The 18,666-nt window shown below is 58.5% G+C and carries 15 protein-coding genes and 1 pseudogene; 6 read left to right on the forward strand and 10 right to left on the reverse strand.

Annotation, left to right across the window (positions count from 1 at the left end):
* Positions 1 to 29: 29 nt before the first annotated feature.
* From AAGS40_RS30475 to AAGS40_RS30485, 3 genes are all read right to left on the reverse strand, one after another.
* Positions 30 to 1,637, reverse strand: coding sequence for an integrase (locus tag AAGS40_RS30475; protein ID WP_345817724.1), 1,608 nt, complete (start codon positions 1,635 to 1,637; stop codon positions 30 to 32).
* A 375-nt stretch (positions 1,638 to 2,012) separates the two neighbouring features.
* Entirely contained in the window at positions 2,013 to 2,648 is a 636-nt protein-coding gene (locus tag AAGS40_RS30480; RefSeq protein WP_345817725.1) for a hypothetical protein, read from the reverse strand.
* A 1,963-nt stretch (positions 2,649 to 4,611) separates the two neighbouring features.
* Complete coding sequence (locus tag AAGS40_RS30485) at positions 4,612 to 5,679, reverse strand: tyrosine-type recombinase/integrase (protein WP_345817726.1); 1,068 nt, start codon at positions 5,677 to 5,679, stop codon at positions 4,612 to 4,614.
* 605 nt (positions 5,680 to 6,284) lie between these two features.
* On the opposite strand from AAGS40_RS30485, the gene AAGS40_RS30490 reads away from it, so the two are divergent.
* A complete protein-coding gene (locus AAGS40_RS30490) occupies positions 6,285 to 7,286 on the forward strand; it encodes an Abi family protein (RefSeq protein WP_345817727.1) in 1,002 nt (333 codons plus the stop codon).
* 596 nt (positions 7,287 to 7,882) lie between these two features.
* Here the strand turns inward: AAGS40_RS30490 and AAGS40_RS30495 are convergent.
* Together AAGS40_RS30495 and AAGS40_RS30500 are read right to left on the reverse strand one after the other, a co-directional pair.
* Positions 7,883 to 8,321, reverse strand: a pseudogene (locus AAGS40_RS30495) (SET domain-containing protein-lysine N-methyltransferase).
* A 72-nt stretch (positions 8,322 to 8,393) separates the two neighbouring features.
* Positions 8,394 to 8,741 carry a hypothetical protein gene (locus AAGS40_RS30500; protein WP_345817728.1) on the reverse strand — a complete coding sequence of 116 codons (348 nt, stop codon included), beginning with the start codon at positions 8,739 to 8,741 and terminating at the stop codon, positions 8,394 to 8,396.
* A 671-nt stretch (positions 8,742 to 9,412) separates the two neighbouring features.
* On the opposite strand from AAGS40_RS30500, the gene AAGS40_RS30505 reads away from it, so the two are divergent.
* From AAGS40_RS30505 to AAGS40_RS30515, 3 genes are all read left to right on the forward strand, one after another.
* Positions 9,413 to 11,131, forward strand: coding sequence for a phage integrase family protein (locus AAGS40_RS30505; RefSeq protein ID WP_345817729.1), 1,719 nt, complete (start codon positions 9,413 to 9,415; stop codon positions 11,129 to 11,131).
* A 126-nt stretch (positions 11,132 to 11,257) separates the two neighbouring features.
* On the forward strand, positions 11,258 to 11,482 hold the full coding sequence (locus AAGS40_RS30510; protein WP_345817730.1) for a hypothetical protein: 225 nt from the start codon (positions 11,258 to 11,260) through the stop codon (positions 11,480 to 11,482).
* A gap of 873 nt (positions 11,483 to 12,355) precedes the next feature.
* Entirely contained in the window at positions 12,356 to 12,745 is a 390-nt protein-coding gene (locus tag AAGS40_RS30515) for a hypothetical protein (RefSeq protein WP_345817731.1), read from the forward strand.
* Positions 12,746 to 13,762: 1,017 nt separating this feature from the next.
* Here AAGS40_RS30515 and AAGS40_RS30520 read toward each other — a convergent pair.
* The 3 genes from AAGS40_RS30520 to AAGS40_RS30530 all read right to left on the reverse strand — a co-directional run bounded on the left by AAGS40_RS30520 (position 13,763) and on the right by AAGS40_RS30530 (position 15,462).
* Positions 13,763 to 14,110 (reverse strand): hypothetical protein, encoded by a 348-nt coding sequence (locus AAGS40_RS30520; RefSeq protein WP_183733655.1) that lies wholly within the window; start codon positions 14,108 to 14,110, stop codon positions 13,763 to 13,765.
* 13 nt (positions 14,111 to 14,123) lie between these two features.
* Entirely contained in the window at positions 14,124 to 14,513 is a 390-nt protein-coding gene (locus AAGS40_RS30525) for a hypothetical protein (protein WP_345817732.1), read from the reverse strand.
* Between the two features lie 685 nt (positions 14,514 to 15,198).
* Positions 15,199 to 15,462, reverse strand: coding sequence for a hypothetical protein (locus AAGS40_RS30530; RefSeq protein WP_345817733.1), 264 nt, complete (start codon positions 15,460 to 15,462; stop codon positions 15,199 to 15,201).
* A gap of 115 nt (positions 15,463 to 15,577) precedes the next feature.
* On the opposite strand from AAGS40_RS30530, the gene AAGS40_RS30535 reads away from it, so the two are divergent.
* The gene (locus AAGS40_RS30535) at positions 15,578 to 15,709 is read left to right on the forward strand and encodes a hypothetical protein (protein ID WP_345817734.1); all 132 of its coding nucleotides are present in this window, start codon (positions 15,578 to 15,580) and stop codon (positions 15,707 to 15,709) included.
* A gap of 244 nt (positions 15,710 to 15,953) precedes the next feature.
* Here AAGS40_RS30535 and AAGS40_RS30540 read toward each other — a convergent pair whose 3' ends face one another.
* A complete protein-coding gene (locus AAGS40_RS30540; RefSeq protein WP_345817735.1) occupies positions 15,954 to 16,928 on the reverse strand; it encodes an alpha/beta hydrolase in 975 nt (324 codons plus the stop codon).
* 82 nt (positions 16,929 to 17,010) lie between these two features.
* On the opposite strand from AAGS40_RS30540, the gene AAGS40_RS30545 reads away from it, so the two are divergent.
* Entirely contained in the window at positions 17,011 to 17,448 is a 438-nt protein-coding gene (locus AAGS40_RS30545; RefSeq protein WP_345817736.1) for an Rrf2 family transcriptional regulator, read from the forward strand.
* Positions 17,449 to 17,729: 281 nt separating this feature from the next.
* Here AAGS40_RS30545 and AAGS40_RS30550 read toward each other — a convergent pair whose 3' ends face one another.
* The gene (locus AAGS40_RS30550) at positions 17,730 to 18,587 is read right to left on the reverse strand and encodes a hypothetical protein (RefSeq protein ID WP_345817737.1); all 858 of its coding nucleotides are present in this window, start codon (positions 18,585 to 18,587) and stop codon (positions 17,730 to 17,732) included.
* Positions 18,588 to 18,666: the final 79 nt, after the last annotated feature.

Below are 18,666 nucleotides of genomic sequence, written 5' to 3' on the forward strand. Positions count from 1 at the left end.
CTGTGGGTACCACCTGTCAGTACAACCTGCTAAAAGACCTGCCCCGTTCCGATACCAAGCGTGCGCGGACGAACCGGTTCGACGGGTGCTGTATCGGCGACCACGTCGGTCCCCTTCGCTGTTTCCGCTGACGGTGTTGCTGGAATTGCATCTGATCCTGGCGGCCCTGGCGGTGTTCTAGCCGTTGGTGCGTTTGCGAGAAGGCGCAGCGTCCGCGCTGCATCTGAGGCCGCCCTACGAGACCTGCTTGCTGCGGCGACCTTGGTCCGTACGTAGGCGTCAATCGGATTTTCAGCTGGCAAGTGGGCCGAGCCCCTGCCACTTCTGGCCTTCAGTATTTCCCTGCGCAAGGTCAGGTTGTGCGGCATCACACGCCACGCACCTTGTGCATCAAGGACACCGACCTCGCTGCCATCAGCGAGGAACGCACGTACGCAGCGCAGATCGTCAGCATTGATGTAGACGCGGAGCGATTGGCCAATCAGCTGGGCGCTGCTGGCAAGGACCACGTTGGTATAGCGCACGCCGAACAGGTTGATGTGAGGACGGACGCCGAGCGCAAGATAGCCGCGCACCCGGCAGTGCCGCGCGGATTGCATCAGGCATAACGTACGTCTGCGCACCTCGGGCAACCAAGCCAGCAATTGCACTCTTCCACGAACAAAGAATTCCATCGCTTCGAGCGGCGTCGCGCCATTCAGCCCACTGTGAGGCGTGCCGTGGTAGCTTGCAATCGAATAAGTGATCAACTCGTCCAGTTCATCAAGCGACACATACAGTCGGAGGTTACGTTTTGGGTCGGCCAGCGCGCGGCGCAGGTCACGAGGATGGGAGCCCGTGTAGCCTGGGAGGCGTGAGGACAGCCTGCTGGCGATTGTGCCAAAGAAGCGCTCGATATACGGGCGCTCGTCCGGACTGTGTTTCGGTCCTGCACTGACGACGCAACCAACGAACTCACAGAGTGCAGCCAGCGTTTCACCAGCGAGATTCGCCTTCGCATTGTCGAGTCGTATGCACTCCCAGCTGACGTAGGCAAGCTCGGGCAGGCGCTGTGACGCGAAACCGTCCTGCGGTTGGCAGGCAAGTCCGGGGATGGTGAAGGCGCGTACTGGCCGAGGTTCGAGCGCGTTCTCGATCGTCTTGATCACATCGTAACGACTGTATTCGCGGGTCAGCGCCAGGTGATGACCGAGCACCACGCGCGTGCATACGTCGATGATCATTAGCAGCCACACCCGCTCGATTTCAAACTCATGCTCGAATCCGAGCGGATCACGAATGACAACCTTCAGCCGCACATCGAGCCGGTGACCATCGAATTCGACGACCTGATACGGCCGCGTCGCTGCGGGAGCAGGCGCATCGTCGGTTCGGGGTAGTCCCTTCAGGTGCGATGCGCCGGCAGCAGCCGCTACCATTCCAAAACCACGCAAAAGCTCCGCCTTCACCCGCGAGGACAGCGACCGGATCGCCCGCCCCGCGGTGTTGAACGGATAATCGGCGGCCGTCAAGCCCAGTTGCCTGCACTCCTGCAGAAATCTTTCGTGCAGGGCTCGCAAACCGTGCAGCCGGATTCGGATGCCGTCGTTCGAAGGTATCTGCTTGAGTGTCACGCGGCGCTGTCTGATCTGCAGCACGAGCCACGCCAGCGAGCATGGGATAACACTCAAACAGTAGCGAAAGCGCAGCCACGGCACCGCCCCGTTCGCCGCACTTGGTCACGGGCAGCAGGCGTGTGTATTCCGTCACGCGGGCATGAACGACAAGCGCACGAAAGCCATATATCCGCCCGTCGGCATGCAGCGAGAGTGCCCTGTCGAGAAACCGGTAGAGCTGTTTGCGGTTGACTCCAGTTACGGCCTCAATACTTCCAATAGTCTCATCTTTAGCATAACGCTCAATGGCGTCGATATGCTTCTGGACGCGACTACGCCCCGTGGCGTCGAGTTCTGTCCATGCGATGGTCGGCCACGAGGCGAGATCCAGTGTCTGGAATTCGGGACTACGGCGGCTCATGATTTGGCCCGGACCGCAACAAAGCGCGTCAGAAACGACAGGCTTTCAGTGTGTAGCTCCAGCGCCTGGATGCGACCGCAGTGCAACAGTTCGAAGACAGCTGCGCGGATGAGCGCGGGGTCGCCAGTCGAGAACTCACGCTCTATCGTCATCAGCGATTGAGATGACACGACGAAGCGCTCGATCGCGCCGCGCAGCGAAGGCATGACGAGGCCGCGCGCGGCGACGAGTACGGGTAGCATACGCTGCCAGTTTCCGGTCCACACACGCGCAGCTGCCCTTTCGGCTGCATCAATGTGCCGCACGGCGAAGGCTTCTGGGTCGAAGTCAAGACGACTCCGCGGGCAATCCGTCGCCGGTGTCGGCTCCGATAGTACTACCAAGCATTCATCGTCATCAGACCTTGCCCAGAAGTCGACGACACAGCGTTGCCCGTCGACTGCCATGAAGCCAGGCCGTTCACAGAATGACTTTGCAGCAGGATCCGCTTCGAGCATCAGCCATGCTTCGAAAGCGCTGCGCCTGTACAGCGTCAGACGTCGCCCTAGTTTCGGACTGAAGACGTCATAACGGTGCGCGCCGCGAGGACGCGGCAGCGTGAGCGGCTCGAAGCTTCGCAAAACGTCGACCATGTGGACCACCTGCCTGAGGATTTCATGGTCTAGGACGAACGTGAGTTGACAATTTTAATTCGCGCTAACGCGAAGTGACGACTTTACTTCGCCAGTTAACGAAGCAATGTTGTCAATTCAATGGCTAAACCTTCGCCCCCGCGAGCACGGTGCAGTGACAACTTTCCTTCGTTTTACGATTGTCGAGCGTGCGCGGTGGCTGCTAATTTGTCCACGTGCGTCTGCGGCTGGGATGCCTGCCTTCCGGCACAGCGTGGGAATCAGATGCCGGTTCAGGTAGTTATGCGGGATCATTTTCGCTCGATACGAGAACAGGAATTCAACCTGCTCGCCAGTCTTATTGTCGACGGCGAGCGGCTGGACCGGGCGCACTCGTTCCCAAGTCAGGACTGCTTCCCCAACGACGGCGTCGATTGGCTTGGAAAACGCTGTTCCAGTCTTGTGTACCGGAACATCGAGCATCCAGCAGTGCTCACCCAGATTTCCTGCCAACGGTTCCTTCCGCGCGCAGCCAACTCGCAGTCGTACGATTTCGTTGCTACGTAATCCAGCGAAGAGCCATACGATGCTCAATGCCCGCATCATCTCGAGTGGATAGTAACCGCCAGTGCAGCGACGACTCCCATGCAGATTGTCGCTGCCAGAAGCTGCGCTGCCGTGCAGGGGAAGATCACTCAACGTCAGATTCAGCCCCGCCCAGAGAAGCTTGGCCCATAGATCATCGGCAATAGTGCGCGGCGAAGGCCCTATGAGTGATTTCACCGAACGGGGTGTCGCGAACGCGCGAGACGAATCAAAGCGACGCGGTATCCATGCCCACTCTTGAGCATCTGCAAAAAAGCACCGCATCGAATCGAGCAGCGCTTTTTTGGAGCGCGCTGCGATCGGTTTGCCAGATTTGCCGCTTAAGACGGCAGTGTTCCACACATAGTCTCCGACACGCATCCGGTCCACGGCGGCGACATATTCTGCTGCCGTTTCCCGCGTCCACTGATCGGCGCGGGTGATCTCGGGATGCTGGTCTTTCATCCAGCGACCAGCCTTCAGAATCCTGCTTCGAAACTGCCGGCGGCTATGTGCTGTCAGTGTGCTGGTCGCCTCCCATTGCTCCACCATCGTGACCCAATCCGAGGCAATATTTGCGATCCCCGCCGCATGTATGAATTCCCTGTCAACGGTATCGCGCACCTTGGGCTCATCTAAAACTATCCCTAGCCCCGTCAGGGCACGTGTCAACAGGAAGAACAGGCAGCTGCGAGGAATCGAGTCGCACCAACGGACACGAGCTTCCTCGATGCGCTCGGCGGTCAGGGATTCAAGGTCCGGCTGTCTGTTCATGAGCAGGAGTTCGGCAACCATGCTCATCAGCAGTTTGTTGGAACTTCGATAACCCCACTTCGCCGCGATATCTGTCACCCGCTTCAACGTCGCAGTAACATGGTCCTTGCCGAAAACCTTTTCTGCTAGGGCAGCCCGTTTCACTCCCTTGAAACAGGAGGTGTCGTTAAGACATTGGAGTAGATAGGCGACGGCGATCAACGCCTCTCGCTCACCACCAGCGCAAGTTATTACGTGGTTGGCCAAGGCAAGCGAACGTTGGCTCGTCCCTATCACCTCGCGCCAGACGGTGTTGTCCCATGCCCAGAATGTAGTCCTTTGCCGCGCACAGTGATGAAGAAGTATCACCTTGACGCGATCGCTACATTCGCCTTCGCTGTCAACCACGGCAAGAGCGTCGTTGATCGGCGTCAGCAACCGCCCGACCCCAGCCAACTCGTCGAGTATCACGCTTGCCTTGCGTTCGGTCCGCGTCGTCCCTGAAAGCCCGTATATCAGTATTCGTTGCTCTGCAGCTGTCAAAGCGCCGCCGCGGTCATAGGCCAGGATTCGCAATGGCCAGGTCCAAGCACGGCGCCGCAGGCTGGCGTCTGAGTGCGCCCGGTAAGAGTTTTGTTCATGACGGTTACTGCCCATCAGTAATAGCCGCTCGGGCTTCCACTCGCCACGCATGGATCTGCCGCATTGTCTTTGCGAACCGATCTGCCAGATCCTGTCCAGACAGATGAATATATTGGCGCGTCGTCTCCAGACTCTGATGGCCAGCAAATCGCGCGATTTCATGCAGTTGCCAGCCCGATCGAGCAAGATCGGTCAGACACAGATGTCGAAGCGTATGAGTAGAAAACGCCGTCACGTCGGCGCGGAGGGCTATGGATCGGACAACCTTGGACCACGTCCACAACGTGATTGGCGCTCCATGATTGCGAGGTGACTCAGACAGGAACAAGGCGTGCCGATCTCGCCCTGGCGGCCGGTGCCGAAGGTAGTCCCGCAGCAGTTCTGCTGCCGTCTCCGAATACGGCACGATTCGCTCGCGTCGCCCCTTGGTTGTCTCGGCGCGGACGCGCAGCAATCGGTGCGCTGGATCGAGGTCGCTGCTGCGAAGCCGACACAACTCCTCCCGGCGAAGCGCTGCATCGTAAGCAAATGCCAGCATGCACCTGTTTCGCATCGGTTCTTCGCGAACCGCAGCGAGCAGGGTCGTCCACTGCTCTTCCGTTGGAATCCACGGTAGCTTATGAAATCTCTGGACGAGGCCTCGTTCGCTGCCCGCGCCAAAGCGACTGGATGACGTGTAGCGGCCGCGGCTGACAGGATTGGTCCTGAGTAGTCCTTCATCGATCAGAAACTCGAAGAGCAAACGGACCGCAGTAATACGCTGCTGCAATGTCGCATTCGATAAGAAACCCCCTGAGCCGGTCCGAGTCTCATTGGACCGCGATCGGCTCGGCCGGGTGCGCATCTCTCCGATATACCGTGCGATAACTTCGTGCGATGTGCCACGTAGGTCAACGCCATGCTCCTGTCCAAACCGTAGGAAGCCTTCGACCGCGTACATGTATGCCGTTATCGTATTTCTTGCCAGGCCGAGCGATGAGCAACTATCTATCCACCGGCGTGCGTAACAGTTTGAAGCGATCAGCGGGTATCGCTCCCAATCCGGTTTGACCAAAGCGCTGTCTGCACCCATGAATCGTTCTCCCGGAAAGCGGGTTGACGGTCGTCCAGTAACGGACAACGTGCAAGAAGCCGAATCGCCTCCGCCCCGGGTTATCCACCGGGCTGCTCGCCTCTTGCTATAGAAAAGCGGGCGGCAGCCCCGTGGATAACCCTACGCCAATTCGCGCTTCCATGCCCTACGCCTATGAATTGACCTACCGTAGCACGACTTCAATTCCAAATAACTAAAACTATCCGCCCCTTCAGGGGTTGTGAGCGACATTGCTAATGTCAACCCACGTCCAAATATTGGGGTACGATTGCCACTTCTTTTATGTCAAATAGCTATCTTGTTGAGTAAGCGTTTCGGAACTATTTCCTTGCATGTGGGTCGAAAAGTAGCATTTTCGCTTTGCTCACGCCATGACGACTGGCCATAGAAGTACCGTGGCCAGTCGTCATGGCAGGCTGCTTGTTGTTTAACCGAGGTGTCCGAGCGACACCGATAGCAACGCTATTGACGGTTCCAGCCTTTAGTTTAAAATTGTGGGTAATACGGCCCAACCCTCTGCGCAGTTTGCACGGTTGGGTTTTCTCGTTAACGGGTCATAAAACAACAGGGCCATACCACTCGCGATGCCCATCCCGTATCCGAAGCCACACCTGACCTACACCCAGCAGTTGGAACTGCTGAAACAGCGGGGTCTCACCATTGACGATGAGCAGCACGCCCTCTGGCATCTCGAAAATCTGGGCTATTACCGGCTGAGCGGGTATTTTTATCCGTTCCGGGTGCTGGCGTCACGCGATCAACACGGCGTGACAGGCGAAGTCAACGGGCAGCGGTTATCCGAGTTCATCCCCGGATCGACATTTTCGCAGGTCGCCGAGCTTTACAAGTTCGATCAATCACTACGACTGCTTGCAATGCAGGCAATCGAGCGGTTGGAGGTGGCACTTAGAGCGAAGATTGCCTACCTGATGGGTTCAAAGCATCCCTGCGCGTATCTTGAGCCGACTCTTCTCGATCCGAAATTCTGCCAGGTACCGAGCGGCTCGCCTGGCGAGGCACCGCGTCAGTCGAATTTCCAGACTTGGGTCGAGCAGCACGACAAACTGCTTGCTCGCTCGAAAGAAGACTTCATGAAGCACTACCGGAGCAAGTACGACCCGCCGGTTCCGCTCTGGATCTCGATTGAAGTCTGGGATTTTGGTCTGCTCTCTTATTACTTTTCTGGACTTCGGCAAGCTGATCGTCAGACGCTTGCCTCCGAACTCGGTATCCCAAGGAATGTTTTACTCGGCAGCTGGCTGCGCACCATTAGTCACCTACGGAATATCGCTGCCCACCACAGTCGCTTGTGGAACCGCTCGCTGACCGATAACCCGAAACCGCCTGGTCGCAACGAGGTTGACGTACTGTGGCATCTTGCCGGCCCTCAGAATGCGCATTCCCGAGATCGCGTGTACGGCGCACTCGCCATCACCCAATTTTTGCTCCAAGCGCTGCGCTTCGACGACGACTGGAAGCGTTCACTCAAGGCGCTTGTCGCCTCGTTTCCCACCTGCCCGAGTGTCGCCACAGTCGACGCGATGGGATTCCCTGCAGGCTGGGACGCTCTTGAACTTTGGAGCTAGTCTTTAGGCGCAAATAGGCCGCTTCCTCGCGCTCATCCACGAGGCGGCGCACTACCTGCAAAACGCGTCGCTCGGCAGCCAGCGTTGCCCGCATCTTGGCACGGGCGACCAGGTCGGCAACCTCCCGGGTGATGCCGCCGTGAATGCAGCGAGGTCTGCTGTCGTTGTGGCGGCTTCGGTCGAAGCAGTGGGCGAAGCGACAGACGCGTCGGCGGGCAACGGATTGCCCGGATTGGCTCCAGCTGTTTGTGTCTTGTCCATGAGCTTATCCAGGTGGGAAACCCGGTAAGCTTACCGCAACCGCAAACGTCGATATGCAGTCCGTCGATATGCCATCAAATTGGTGCGTTGAAGCGAAAAAAGCGGCATTCAGGAAATGAAAGTCGCGGCGCACGGTCTGACAGACTGCACACAGGCAACGGCGCCTTGAGCGTTCAACGCGATGGATGGAGAGTAGCCGGCGAATGCCGCGCGAGTAGCGACAGCGGAATCGCGGCGGACTGCACCGCAATCGCCGGAGACTCTTACGACGGCACCCGCTGACGGGTCAGCGTCGAAGGAGCTGGTGGAATCGCTTCGCAACCGCCTGCAACCGATTACATGGCGAGCATCGATCCGCTGCACCGTTTTGCCCCGCAATAACAGACATAGTTGGCGACAACTTCCGGCGTCGGCGCTTCTTCGATCGTCAGTCCATACGCGATAAACAGCTCGTCGCCCGGCATTACCTTCCTGATCGTCTCGATGAAAACCCGTCCCCGCTCGTCCTCGACTGCCTCGCAGTTCGGCCGGCACGAGTGGTTCAGCCAACGCGCGCTATTGCCGCCCACACTGCCATCAATCACGCGTCCGTCGGCCAGGCCGAAAATAAATGTCTGGCCCCGGCGCGCCAGAGCGTTTGTGCCTGGCCGCTGCCCGGCGCCAGGAGGTATTTTCGCCACGGTATTCAAGGATCCGCTCAACCGCAGCGATAGGCTGCAGCGCAAAAACGCCCCGCCCATGGATTGAAGATTTTCTGACCGTTACACGCCGCACTTTTTGCCCCTGCCATCCATGATGGCAGCGAGCATATCGGGAGCCGTGTGGCACCGCGACCGCCCGCGTGTTCTAGAAGAGACTGGTCTGTCGGGGGTCGCGCTCGGGCGGCCGGGAGGCAGCAACACGGGCGCCCTGGCGGCCGCGAATCTTGCGCACCCGTTGCAGGTGCGCGAGCATCAGGCAGCTCGCTGCCCCGTCACCGAAACGCAGCTCAAACAGCCCGGTGTCGCCTTGCATACACCGCCCTGCCGCACGGAACGAAAGGCGCAGACCTCGCGACTTCGCCCGCGCGATCATCTGCGCGCGGCTCATTCTCTGCCAGCACTCAGCGATGAAGGCTCTCGTTGTCCCCGGCAGCGATTCATGTGCGACGCCTGGGGCAAGCGTCAGCCTGGTGAGCAGGTAAATATCTGCCATGGAGCAACTTCTGGAATTCGGTGACTTATGTTTATACCGCATTTTCCAGAGGTGTCGCAGGTTCGTCTCGCGGTCAACTTTCCAGGTATCGTCCGAAAATTTTTTTTTGGCGCCTCGGATGTATTGAACCCGTATGCTCGCCAGATTACGGTGCGGATTTCGGGTCCAAAAAAGGCGTGCAGGTCATCCGCAAGCCGGGCTATCAGCGCCGCCCCCGTAACCAGCGCCCGCCTGGCGCCTCGCCATTAACTGGTGTTCGCCGCTCGATCTCCATCAGGCGACCCTCACCACCTCTTTGACGTTGTAAGCCGCCCTGCCTTACGCCGACTCGACGATATGGAGCACTCCCTCATATAAACCGGCGTAGTCGCGGGGCGCGGTGCCAACTTACGTCGTGACGCGTTGACGGGATCTCTGTTGCGTTGCCGGACGTGAACCTGACGGTTTTCGCTGTGGCTGTCTGTATTTCGCATTCGATGGCGAAGTTCGTGCCGGACTGCGCCGCAGGGTGGACCCGGAAAGGCGGCCAATCCCGATCAGCCGTACGGCGCTGTGAGCATGCGACGGCACATCCGGCTCGCGAAGTTTGACGGAAAACCGGATGTTTATCGCCGCTATTAAGATAATCCTTCTTATCATAATGTCACCGTTTACGGAGTAAACTTGCCCCTATGAAAACGCGTGACACCACCCTCTCGAAACCGGCCTTAGCCTCCGACGCAGATAACACCACCGGCTTTCCCGATGCCGACGAACTCGCGATCCTGCGCGCGTGGTATGCAGGTCTGGCCGTGCGGCCCGCCGTGGAGCGATATCTGCCTTCCGCACTCGGCGGCAACCGCTCCGCGCGTGGCGTGCTCGGTCAGATCCGGCGCAGGCTGGTCGCGATCGCGCGCACCGTGCATCGTGACGATCTCGCGGCGCTGCTCAGCCATCCGGCAGAGGAACGCGAGCGGCACGCAAAGGCCGTTGCAGCGGCAATCGACACGCTGCGCGCCGCGCCCCGGCCCGAACCGCAGATCGCCGATGACATCGCGCAATGGCTCGCGCCCCGGGCGGTTCGCGCACTGCACGCGCAAGGCATCACAACCCTGGCCGACCTGACGGTGCGCATCCCGCGCCGGCGCCAGTGGTGGACCGCTGTCCCGGGGCTCGGGCCCGCAGGCGCCCGGGCGATCGAGGCATTCTTTGCCGCCTGGCCCACGCTGACCGAAAAGGCGCGCGCGCTGATTGCGGTGAGCGAGCGCGGCGCGATCGCACCGTGGGAGTCCATCCGGCTGCCACATGAGCTCAATGGCTCGCAGGGAACGTTCCGTGCGCCCGCCGCGACCTGCACGCTCGATGCTAACAACGACCATGAAGCCGTCCAGACCTGGCTCCGTCTGCACGAGTCGCCTGCCACGCAGCGGACCTACCGCCGGGAAGCCGAGCGGCTGATCCTGTGGGCCATCGTCGAGCGCGGCCGCGCGCTGTCCTCACTCACGACCGAGGACGCAATCGCCTACCGGGCGTTCCTGCGCCATCCGTCGCCGCGCGCGCGCTGGGTGGGACCGGTGCGGCCGCGCACCGCGCCCGACTGGCGGCCGTTCACCGGCAGTCTGTCGGCGCGCTCCGTCGCGCACGCACTCTCGATCGCGGGCGCCCTCTTCCGCTGGCTCATCGAGCAGCGCTACGTGCTGGCCAACCCGTTCTCCGGGATCAGGGTGCGCGATGCAACTGGGGCCCGCACGCTGGATGTCTCGCATGCGTTCACCGAGGGCGAGTGGGATCTGCTCCGCACGATTGCGGATGGCCTCGAATGGTCACGTGCCTGGTCGCCTGCGGCAGCCCAGCGGCTGCGTTTTCTGCTCGACTTCGGCTATGCAACCGGGCTGCGGGCGAGCGAGCTCGTCGGTGCGACGCTGGCGCAGATCGGCACGGATCCGCGGGGTGTTCACTGGCTTCGCGTGACCGGCAAGGGGAACAGACTGGCGCATGTGGCCCTGCCGCCGCTTGCCTGGGAGGCGCTGTCACGCTATCTGGCCGAACGCGGCCTGCCCGTCGTGCCGGTGCGCTGGAATCCGGCGACGCCGGTTATCGGCAGCCTGGAGGCCGGCAGCGACGCCGCGATCAGCAGCGTGCGGCTGTGGGGCGTGCTGCGGCGGTTTTTCTTGCTGGCCGCCGACGCGATCGAAGCGGATCACCCACCGCTCGCCGCAAAACTTCGTCGCGCGAGCCCCCACTGGATGCGCCACACGCATGCGACCCATGCGCTGGGGCGCGGCGCCGAGCTCACCACCGTGCGCGACAATCTCCGCCATGCGTCGGTGTCCACGACATCAATCTATCTGCACAGCGACGAGGCAAAACGGGCACGACAGATCGCCGAAGCATTTGGCAAGCGTGGGTAAGAGAGACGCCCCCCCGCAACGCAACTCGCGTCGGCCGCGTAGCGATCAACGGTTAGTGTGTACAGAAGCGGGCGCATCCGAATCAGCTCGCCTGACTGGATATCTTCACCAAGGAACCGCTCACACTTGTCGATCGACGAGGCGTTTCATTCAGCCTCCTGCTCAGGCATGCCCCCGTCGAATGCTTCATCGCTATCGCGGACCTTGAAGCACATTTTTCGCTTCAGCCCGGTGCGCGACGCCCGGATACTCAGGACGTTTCCCGACGGCGATACCCGCATTCGGGCAAAGTCCGGGCGCAAGGCGCTGGCCAACCCGAAGCTGCGTCAAGCCGGTGCACAGACTTTGTAGGGTAACTAGGCTGACCGGCTAGGCTCCGCCTCAAGTCTCCGCCGCTCGTCCAGTGCGCTCCTGCTGCAGGCCTGCGGCGACGAAGTCGTGTATTGGGCCTGATTGCGTTGACAGTTAGTTGCGCGCATTCGAAGGGGGGAAATGGTCTGAAGCCAAACGCAGCAATGGAAACGCCGCGGGAAGATACGGATCCCTTCAAAAAAAACCGAACCTCTCCGGTCAAACGATCTTCCCAGACCGGTCAGTCAACTTAGTTCAGTCCTGGTCAACCGTAGTGTCGATGTGCGGCCGTCGCACACTTCACCAAATCGGCCACAACCGGTCGTTCGACATACCGGCGTGAATCGTCGACAATCCGGTGAAACACCTTCACTTGCGACGGAAATCAGGCCGATGGAACCTTGCGAGATCCAGTTTACCGCTGACAACCTTTGCCATTGGGCTGGCATGGGCGACCATGTGCTGACTCCGCCTGATCGCAGCTATGAGGTCACTCTGCGATATCAGGGCGAACCTCCGCACGGGGATTCATATCACGTTGTAGATGTGGCCGGTCGCCGGTTTCCGGGCTATGCGTGGGGCTGCATGTTCTCTATGTCGGACTGCTCGAACTTCATTGCCTTCAGTTGGATGGAGAGAAAATTCGAAAGACTGACGACAATTGTCGATGTAAGACATTCCCGATACTTTGTTTTGCCGCGATACATCTACAATCCGCGCATCGAATGGCCCTCAATTCTGGATGTGAAGACACCTGCGCAGGCGCCCTTTTCGTTCGTTGGCTCCGAAACTTGGAGGATTTTTTGACATTCACCACGGCAATTGCCATCTTGAATACCTTCGCGCACCTCTCCGATAACTGAACTCAGTCGAATGACGCACTCTGACAGCGGCCACAACCAAAAAATCGTCGTCACACGCGACAGCGTTGCAGCCGGAGACGACATTGACGCTCCTCACCGCTTGGAGTTTGGTATTTCAAGCGATCGGGCAATCGCTGACATTCTTCGATACGTTTCGCAATTGAGCTACCTACCCTCAATAGTCGGCGGGAAAGCGACTTGGTCTGCCGTGTCGGGGCGTCCACTCGCCGTCATTGCACAGCAATGGGCCGCCCCTAAACCGCTAAGTGTGTTGCCCATTGCATTTTCGGACCTTGACTCTCGTTCCGACGGGCTATATTTGCACTTCAACTACCACGCGCAAGTCGATCCCGACATCGTATTCAATGTGCTCGATCGGCTGCGCCTGAAATCGTTCTGACTGCGTGATTTCTGGAGAATGAGGTTTGGACTTCACCTTTCAACCTCGATGGAAGGAGGAATTAGTCTGCTCCTGTACGCTGGGCGAATTCGTCCTTGAGATGCCGATGGGCGTTCCCTCCGTGTACATTCCCACGGAATCCGCTTGGCAGAACCTAGCGCCGACATGGGCGCGTCCGTATTGGAACTTGGTCTACGTCCAATTGGTGGCGTGGTGCGCGAACCACGGATTTCCGCTGCATGTGGATAGCTCGGCGAGTATTTTCGTGACGTAGCGCCCGCGTTTCTTGACCGTTATGACAAACACCGAACTGTTAAGCAAAATTGACGAAGCGCTGTCAGTCATTGAACCTATGCTGACTTCAATGTGGCCGAACGTTCAGAGTATTCACCGTCAACTGATATGGTGCCGCGCTCAAATCTCCGGTGAGCCGTCGGAGCCTAAGCAGGGGCCGCTTACGATGGGGCTGATTGCGACCCGGGAATTTGACATGTGGGGAGACAAGCCGGAGCTCGCAGCTCTGATCAACCAAATACAACGCGCCGTCGCGTAAAGTGAATGACTGCTTTTGGCGCTCGCGACGGACCGCTCAGGGTCGACTGCTGCCTGATGCGTCTTGCATCGAACCGCTCCGCGTCGCGCCGTCGCGAACGGCTGGGTGCGACCCGTAAGCGACGTTCGACTCACCCGACAGCGGACGTTCAAATGGTGCATCATGGCATCCTGCTCGATAAACACCTGCAAGTGTACGCCCAGTGCTTCCAGAAGAAATTAACGCAGAATGCTCAGAACTGTTCGACGTGTGGTGCGAACGGCGTGCGGCCCGGCCATTGCGACACTTGCTTTGCGCATGGCCGCTAACGAGCGGGCTGACAGATGATTGGGGCGCACTTCATGAAGCGCTACGGGCATTGCGAGCAGACTGTCGAGCAGACATTTCCGATACGGAGTTGACGCAGGTGGAGGATTTGATCCGCGCTGTCGCCCTCATCGTCTTTCGGCGATGAGCCGCACAGACTATTCCTTTTCCGCCAATGCCTGCCGCAACATCGGTCTGGTGTATTTTTCGACCGGATCGACATCTCGTGAGTCCTCCGGGTGGTAGAACTCGCCATTGTCGAACGCATGGAAAACCGACCACGCGAAATCAGTGAGGTTCCATTCTGCGAGCGGCATCATGTTGTTGGCGACGCTATCGCAAAACGTGAAATCGCGCCGACCTTCGAGGAACTCGGCGGCAAGCCAGCGGGCAAGCTCGTCAAAAAATTCGAGCCTTGATATTTTCGCGACTTGGCATGCGGCATCAACGTCCGGCGAACTCAATTTTTGATCTTCACATCGAATGGCCATTGCCTCAATGTTCATGACGGTGTTGCCTTCAAAGGCTTAACTCAAGAGTGGTGCCGCTCGCGGCCATCCGCTCCAGAAAACTTTGGGGCGAAACTAGTTGCGCGACGAGGGTAGCCCTCGGGGTTTCGAGGGTATGAGCTTCACCTGTACTGAACCACCCACACCTGAAACGAATCATTTCTTCCTCGCGCGCTTCAAGCTCACGAATCTCGCAACACATTTGTGCTGCAATCTGATCGAGATTCGCGGGAGCCGCCTCGTCCTCCTCGTACTGGTCATACATCGTCCCCATCAAGCGGTTGATCCGAGTCCAGAACCCCGAGGCGAAGAGCCACTCCGACGCGATTCCGTCCAGTACGAAGACTGGCTCTGAAGGACATTCGGAGATAAAGAAACGCGATTTCCGTACCCTGTCCATGAGATTCTTTTGCGATATGCGGCGTTAAATTGCCGACGATCTGGAGCCTATTGTCGACTGACCGTTCGGGCCGCGTGCCGCCATGAGAAGCGCGGGTGAGACATCCTCGCAGCCGTCAGATGCGATTAGACAGGATAGGAAAATGTTGAAAGCTGGATGGACGGCTGAATCTGCAAACGGAATCCGTATGGTGGCGCGTCCGCGCAATCGTAGCGCCCGTTGAACAAGTTCGCGGCTGCAAATTCAATGTGCGTACCGCGATCGTCTCGCACGACACGTGCCCCCGGACAATCCAACAAATTAAGCTGTACTAGCGGCTCTGCTACTCCTTCATAATTGATCAAAAGTTCCACGTCACAGCTAAGTGGCCATATTGTTAGACTCAGAACCACGGGTGTCTTGGAGACAACGTACCGATACGAAACTCCGTACTCTTCCTCGATCGGCACCACATTAAGAACCTCCAGAAAATCCAGCGGTTCCCACGAGAAATTCGGCATAGCTCTTCCGGGTTGATTTGATATCGGCGCTGACGAATCTGAAGTCTACGCGTTCGTTCTTCAAGTTGATTTCAAACAAGTTCATGGATTGTTGACGATCTAGTCAACTTTGTCGAACGGCCGGAGTTGGCCGATAAGCGACTGCGGCCATTGCAACGAATTGGTGTCGCTCGATATGCGGGCGCTCACGGCGTTTTCTTTTCCACGCGCTGCTTAACCGCGACATTCATTGCCTGAAAATCCCGCTGCGTTTCCTCGATTATGTCTTTCGTCAGACGCCCAACAAACAATCCCGAAAAAGACTCCGTTTGTTCGAGATGGGTACCCCCAGTTGCTGCAGTAAGGTGAATGCAATGTGTGCCGTCGAAGACGCCGCGAATCCACACGCTGCCGCGCCAACAAATTTCATGTTGCGGACGGACGACCAGAGCCGTCGGTTTGAACACCATCGAATCCCGGGCCACGCCCTAGCACAATGCGGATTGTTTTTCCCACCCTGAAGTCGCCGTCAACGCGTGTAATGAAGGGATTCCAGTCGGAATATGCGGGGCTGTTCGAGATGACATGCCAGACATCCGCGGGCGACCGATCGATGAAAATGTCAGCTCGCGTGCTGCAATTTTCCTGCAGGACAAGAAGGGCTCCAATGACGCCGACAACAATGACAGCTATGCCTCCCAACATCATTCGCCGTAAGCCCATAATTGCCCCGTAGTCGGTTGCAACTGCATTGCTGTAGTCTCGAACGCACAGATGGTTGACGATCTAGGCAGCGACGCCAAGTGTCCCAAACTGGCCGAACCCGGACCAACGCGAGCCCCGCAGACCGCTGATCGAAGCAGTTATACGAATGGCATGGACCGACCCTTCTCCCACATACGGTTCTGTGGCTGGAATGGCCGCTAACCGTAGTTGAACCATCAGATCGCGCCCGTGTACATCAAAGATCGCGGAGAAACTCAATCAATGCCGCGTTGACGAAATCCGGCGCCTCCTGTTGCAGCCAATGCCCTGCTCGCGGAACGACCCGAGAAGCCGACAGCCTGGGCACGATCTGGGGCATGCTGCCGATAATTTCGTGCATGCGTGGCATTGCCAGACCTGTGTCTCGCTCGCCGACAAGGTACAGGGCGGGAACCTCGACGAGCAGGCCCTCCAAAGCCGATTGCACTTCCCAGTTGCGATCGAGGTTGCGGTAGTAATTCAATCCACCGCGAAAGCCGGAAATGCTGAACGCTTGCACAAACTTGTCGAGGTCGGTGGGTGCGAGCCACGCGGGCAACAAAGGCGGATTAATCAGAGAGTCAAGGAGTCCACCACTCCGCGGCACGAGTCCGAATGGATTAGGCGTATTTGCGTCGCGGGCTCCGACGTCGCCTGATGCGGAAAAATAGATCTTGCGCAATGTCGTGGCAACGTCACGCTCAAATTCGGTTTCGGCCAACCCAGGTTCGGAAAAGTAATGCGTATAGAACCTCGTTTGGTCGGTCTGCGGAAAAAGCCGGCTCGGCGTCATTGGCGCGCGGTCCATCATTGGCACCCCGAGCGCAACGACAGCGCGAAAGCGGTCAGGCCGAAGCAACGCGGCTTGCCAGGCAATGGTTGCACCCCAATCGTTTCCTACCACAACTGCGTCGCGTTCTCCAAGAATGCCAACGAGCGCCACCAGGTCACCGACAACGTCTAACGTCGTGTACTGTCCGATTGCCGTTGGACATTCGCTTGATCCGTAGCCACGCAGATCCGGTGCTACTGCGTGGAAGCCGGCCTGCGCAAGTGCCGCCAGTTGATGGCGCCAGGCATGCGAGGTCTCAGGAAAGCCGTGACAAAGTAGGACCAACGGGCCGTCGCCCTGTTCTGCGACATGCAGGCGAATTCCGTTTGCTTCAATAAAGGTTTGACGGTATGCGGTCATGGTTGCTCTGGCAGAGATGTGTGCACACAAGAATCCCGAGATAGCGTAACATCAAAAGTTGCGCATCACCAAGCTTCCGAATATGCAACGCGATACCCGACTGGCCCGACTTCTGCACATCCTCATTCACATGCATCTTCGAGGAGGGGCGACCACCTCAGAGACGATTGCGCTGATGCTGCATACGAACCCCGTCTTTGTCCGCCGGACGATGGCTGCGCTACGCGAACCGGGGTACGTAAAGTCGACTGGTGGTCCAGGCGGAGGCTGGGCGCTCGCCTGCGACCTCAACGATCTTACGGTGAGAGATGTCTACGAGGCCATTGGACATACCGCGCCTTTTGTGATCGGCCTGGCCGACGACAATCACAATTGTCCGGTGGAGGCGGCGGTAAATCGCCACATCAATGAGGCGTTGGGTTCAGCGGAAAATACGTTGCTTCAATTGCTTGGTGACAGGCGACTCTCCGAGATCGCGTACGACGTGACGTCGTCGAAGTCGCACAAAACGACCAGGTAATCTCACGGAGCAACGGACGGGTGGCAATGGCGGCAAGCATCAAACACCTGGCTGATAGCGATTGGCGGCATGAACGTGTGTCAGCTTCCAGCCCGCAAGCGGTCGTCGGCTTGCGTGCTGTCAATGCCCCTTGTTGGCCGAACCCAGAGATACGACGGGCACCCGTCGGCTGCCTGCTCGAGCAAGACACGATCTTCCCTGTCGCCCCTTAACAGACGCATGGTGCTGTCAGAAACGACCGTTGAGAAGCGCTGGGGCAATTCCAGGGTCGTCGCTTCCAGTCACCGCACGGAGACTTCCGCGGTATGCACTGCGTCTGCGAACGGCGAAGTAACCCTGTATGACATCTGGTCGACTCCCGTGAATCCGCTGTCAGGTATGTAAGTGACCGATTGACCATGCGTTGCGTGGCCAAGGCAGTGCGAGCGGGTCCTTGAGGAATTGATAATAAAGTCTGTCTCCGTGACCTCTATGTGTCCATGTTTTGGCGGTTGTACGACGGTCACCGAAGGCACGGCGAGCGCTCGGCACAAACGATCCCATTCAGCATGAGACGCGATCAGAATCCTGCCACCGGCGGCTCCCGTCAGACGATACTCAGGCAAGTTAGCGGCGGGTGCCGATGGGAAGTCACTTGAAGACGGTAGCTGTTCTTGTGACCTGTCTTCGCTACCAACTGCCGGCTTGATGATGTCCCTATTTGACACGATACCCGTACTCACAAATCTGTTTGCCGCAAGCAGCTTCGAAGCCTGTCCGGCGTTGATCTGAGTGATTTTTGCACAAGTAAAGCTGGGACTAATTTCGAAAAAACTTGCCTGATCGGTCGCCGCGACAAAGTGCTTGCCGTCTTCTTTCCACGTTGGCGTCCATCCGCCAAAGCACTTGACCATCACTGTGTGCTCGCCGGACGGCACGCGGAATTTTGTATAGTCGCCTGAGCGGATCGAGAATACGTCCTTGCCGTCGAGCGCAACATAGTAACTATTTGCGGCGCCAATGAAATTGCTCGGTCGAACTAACACAAGCTCGGACGACGGTTGGCCTCCGGTGATGGCAGGCAATGCTCCCAATCGTCCAGAACTGGCACACCCGAACAATCCCATGCAAAGAAGTGCTGCAATAAGAATCCGTTTCATAGGCTGATCCCGGCGGTCTTTTTAAACATAGGGCGCTCGAATCCCCGCCGACGCGTTCAAACATTTGCGCACCGACAGT

This window comes from Paraburkholderia sp. PREW-6R (genome assembly GCF_039621805.1).
In the GTDB taxonomy this organism is placed as follows: Bacteria; Pseudomonadota; Gammaproteobacteria; order Burkholderiales; family Burkholderiaceae; genus Paraburkholderia.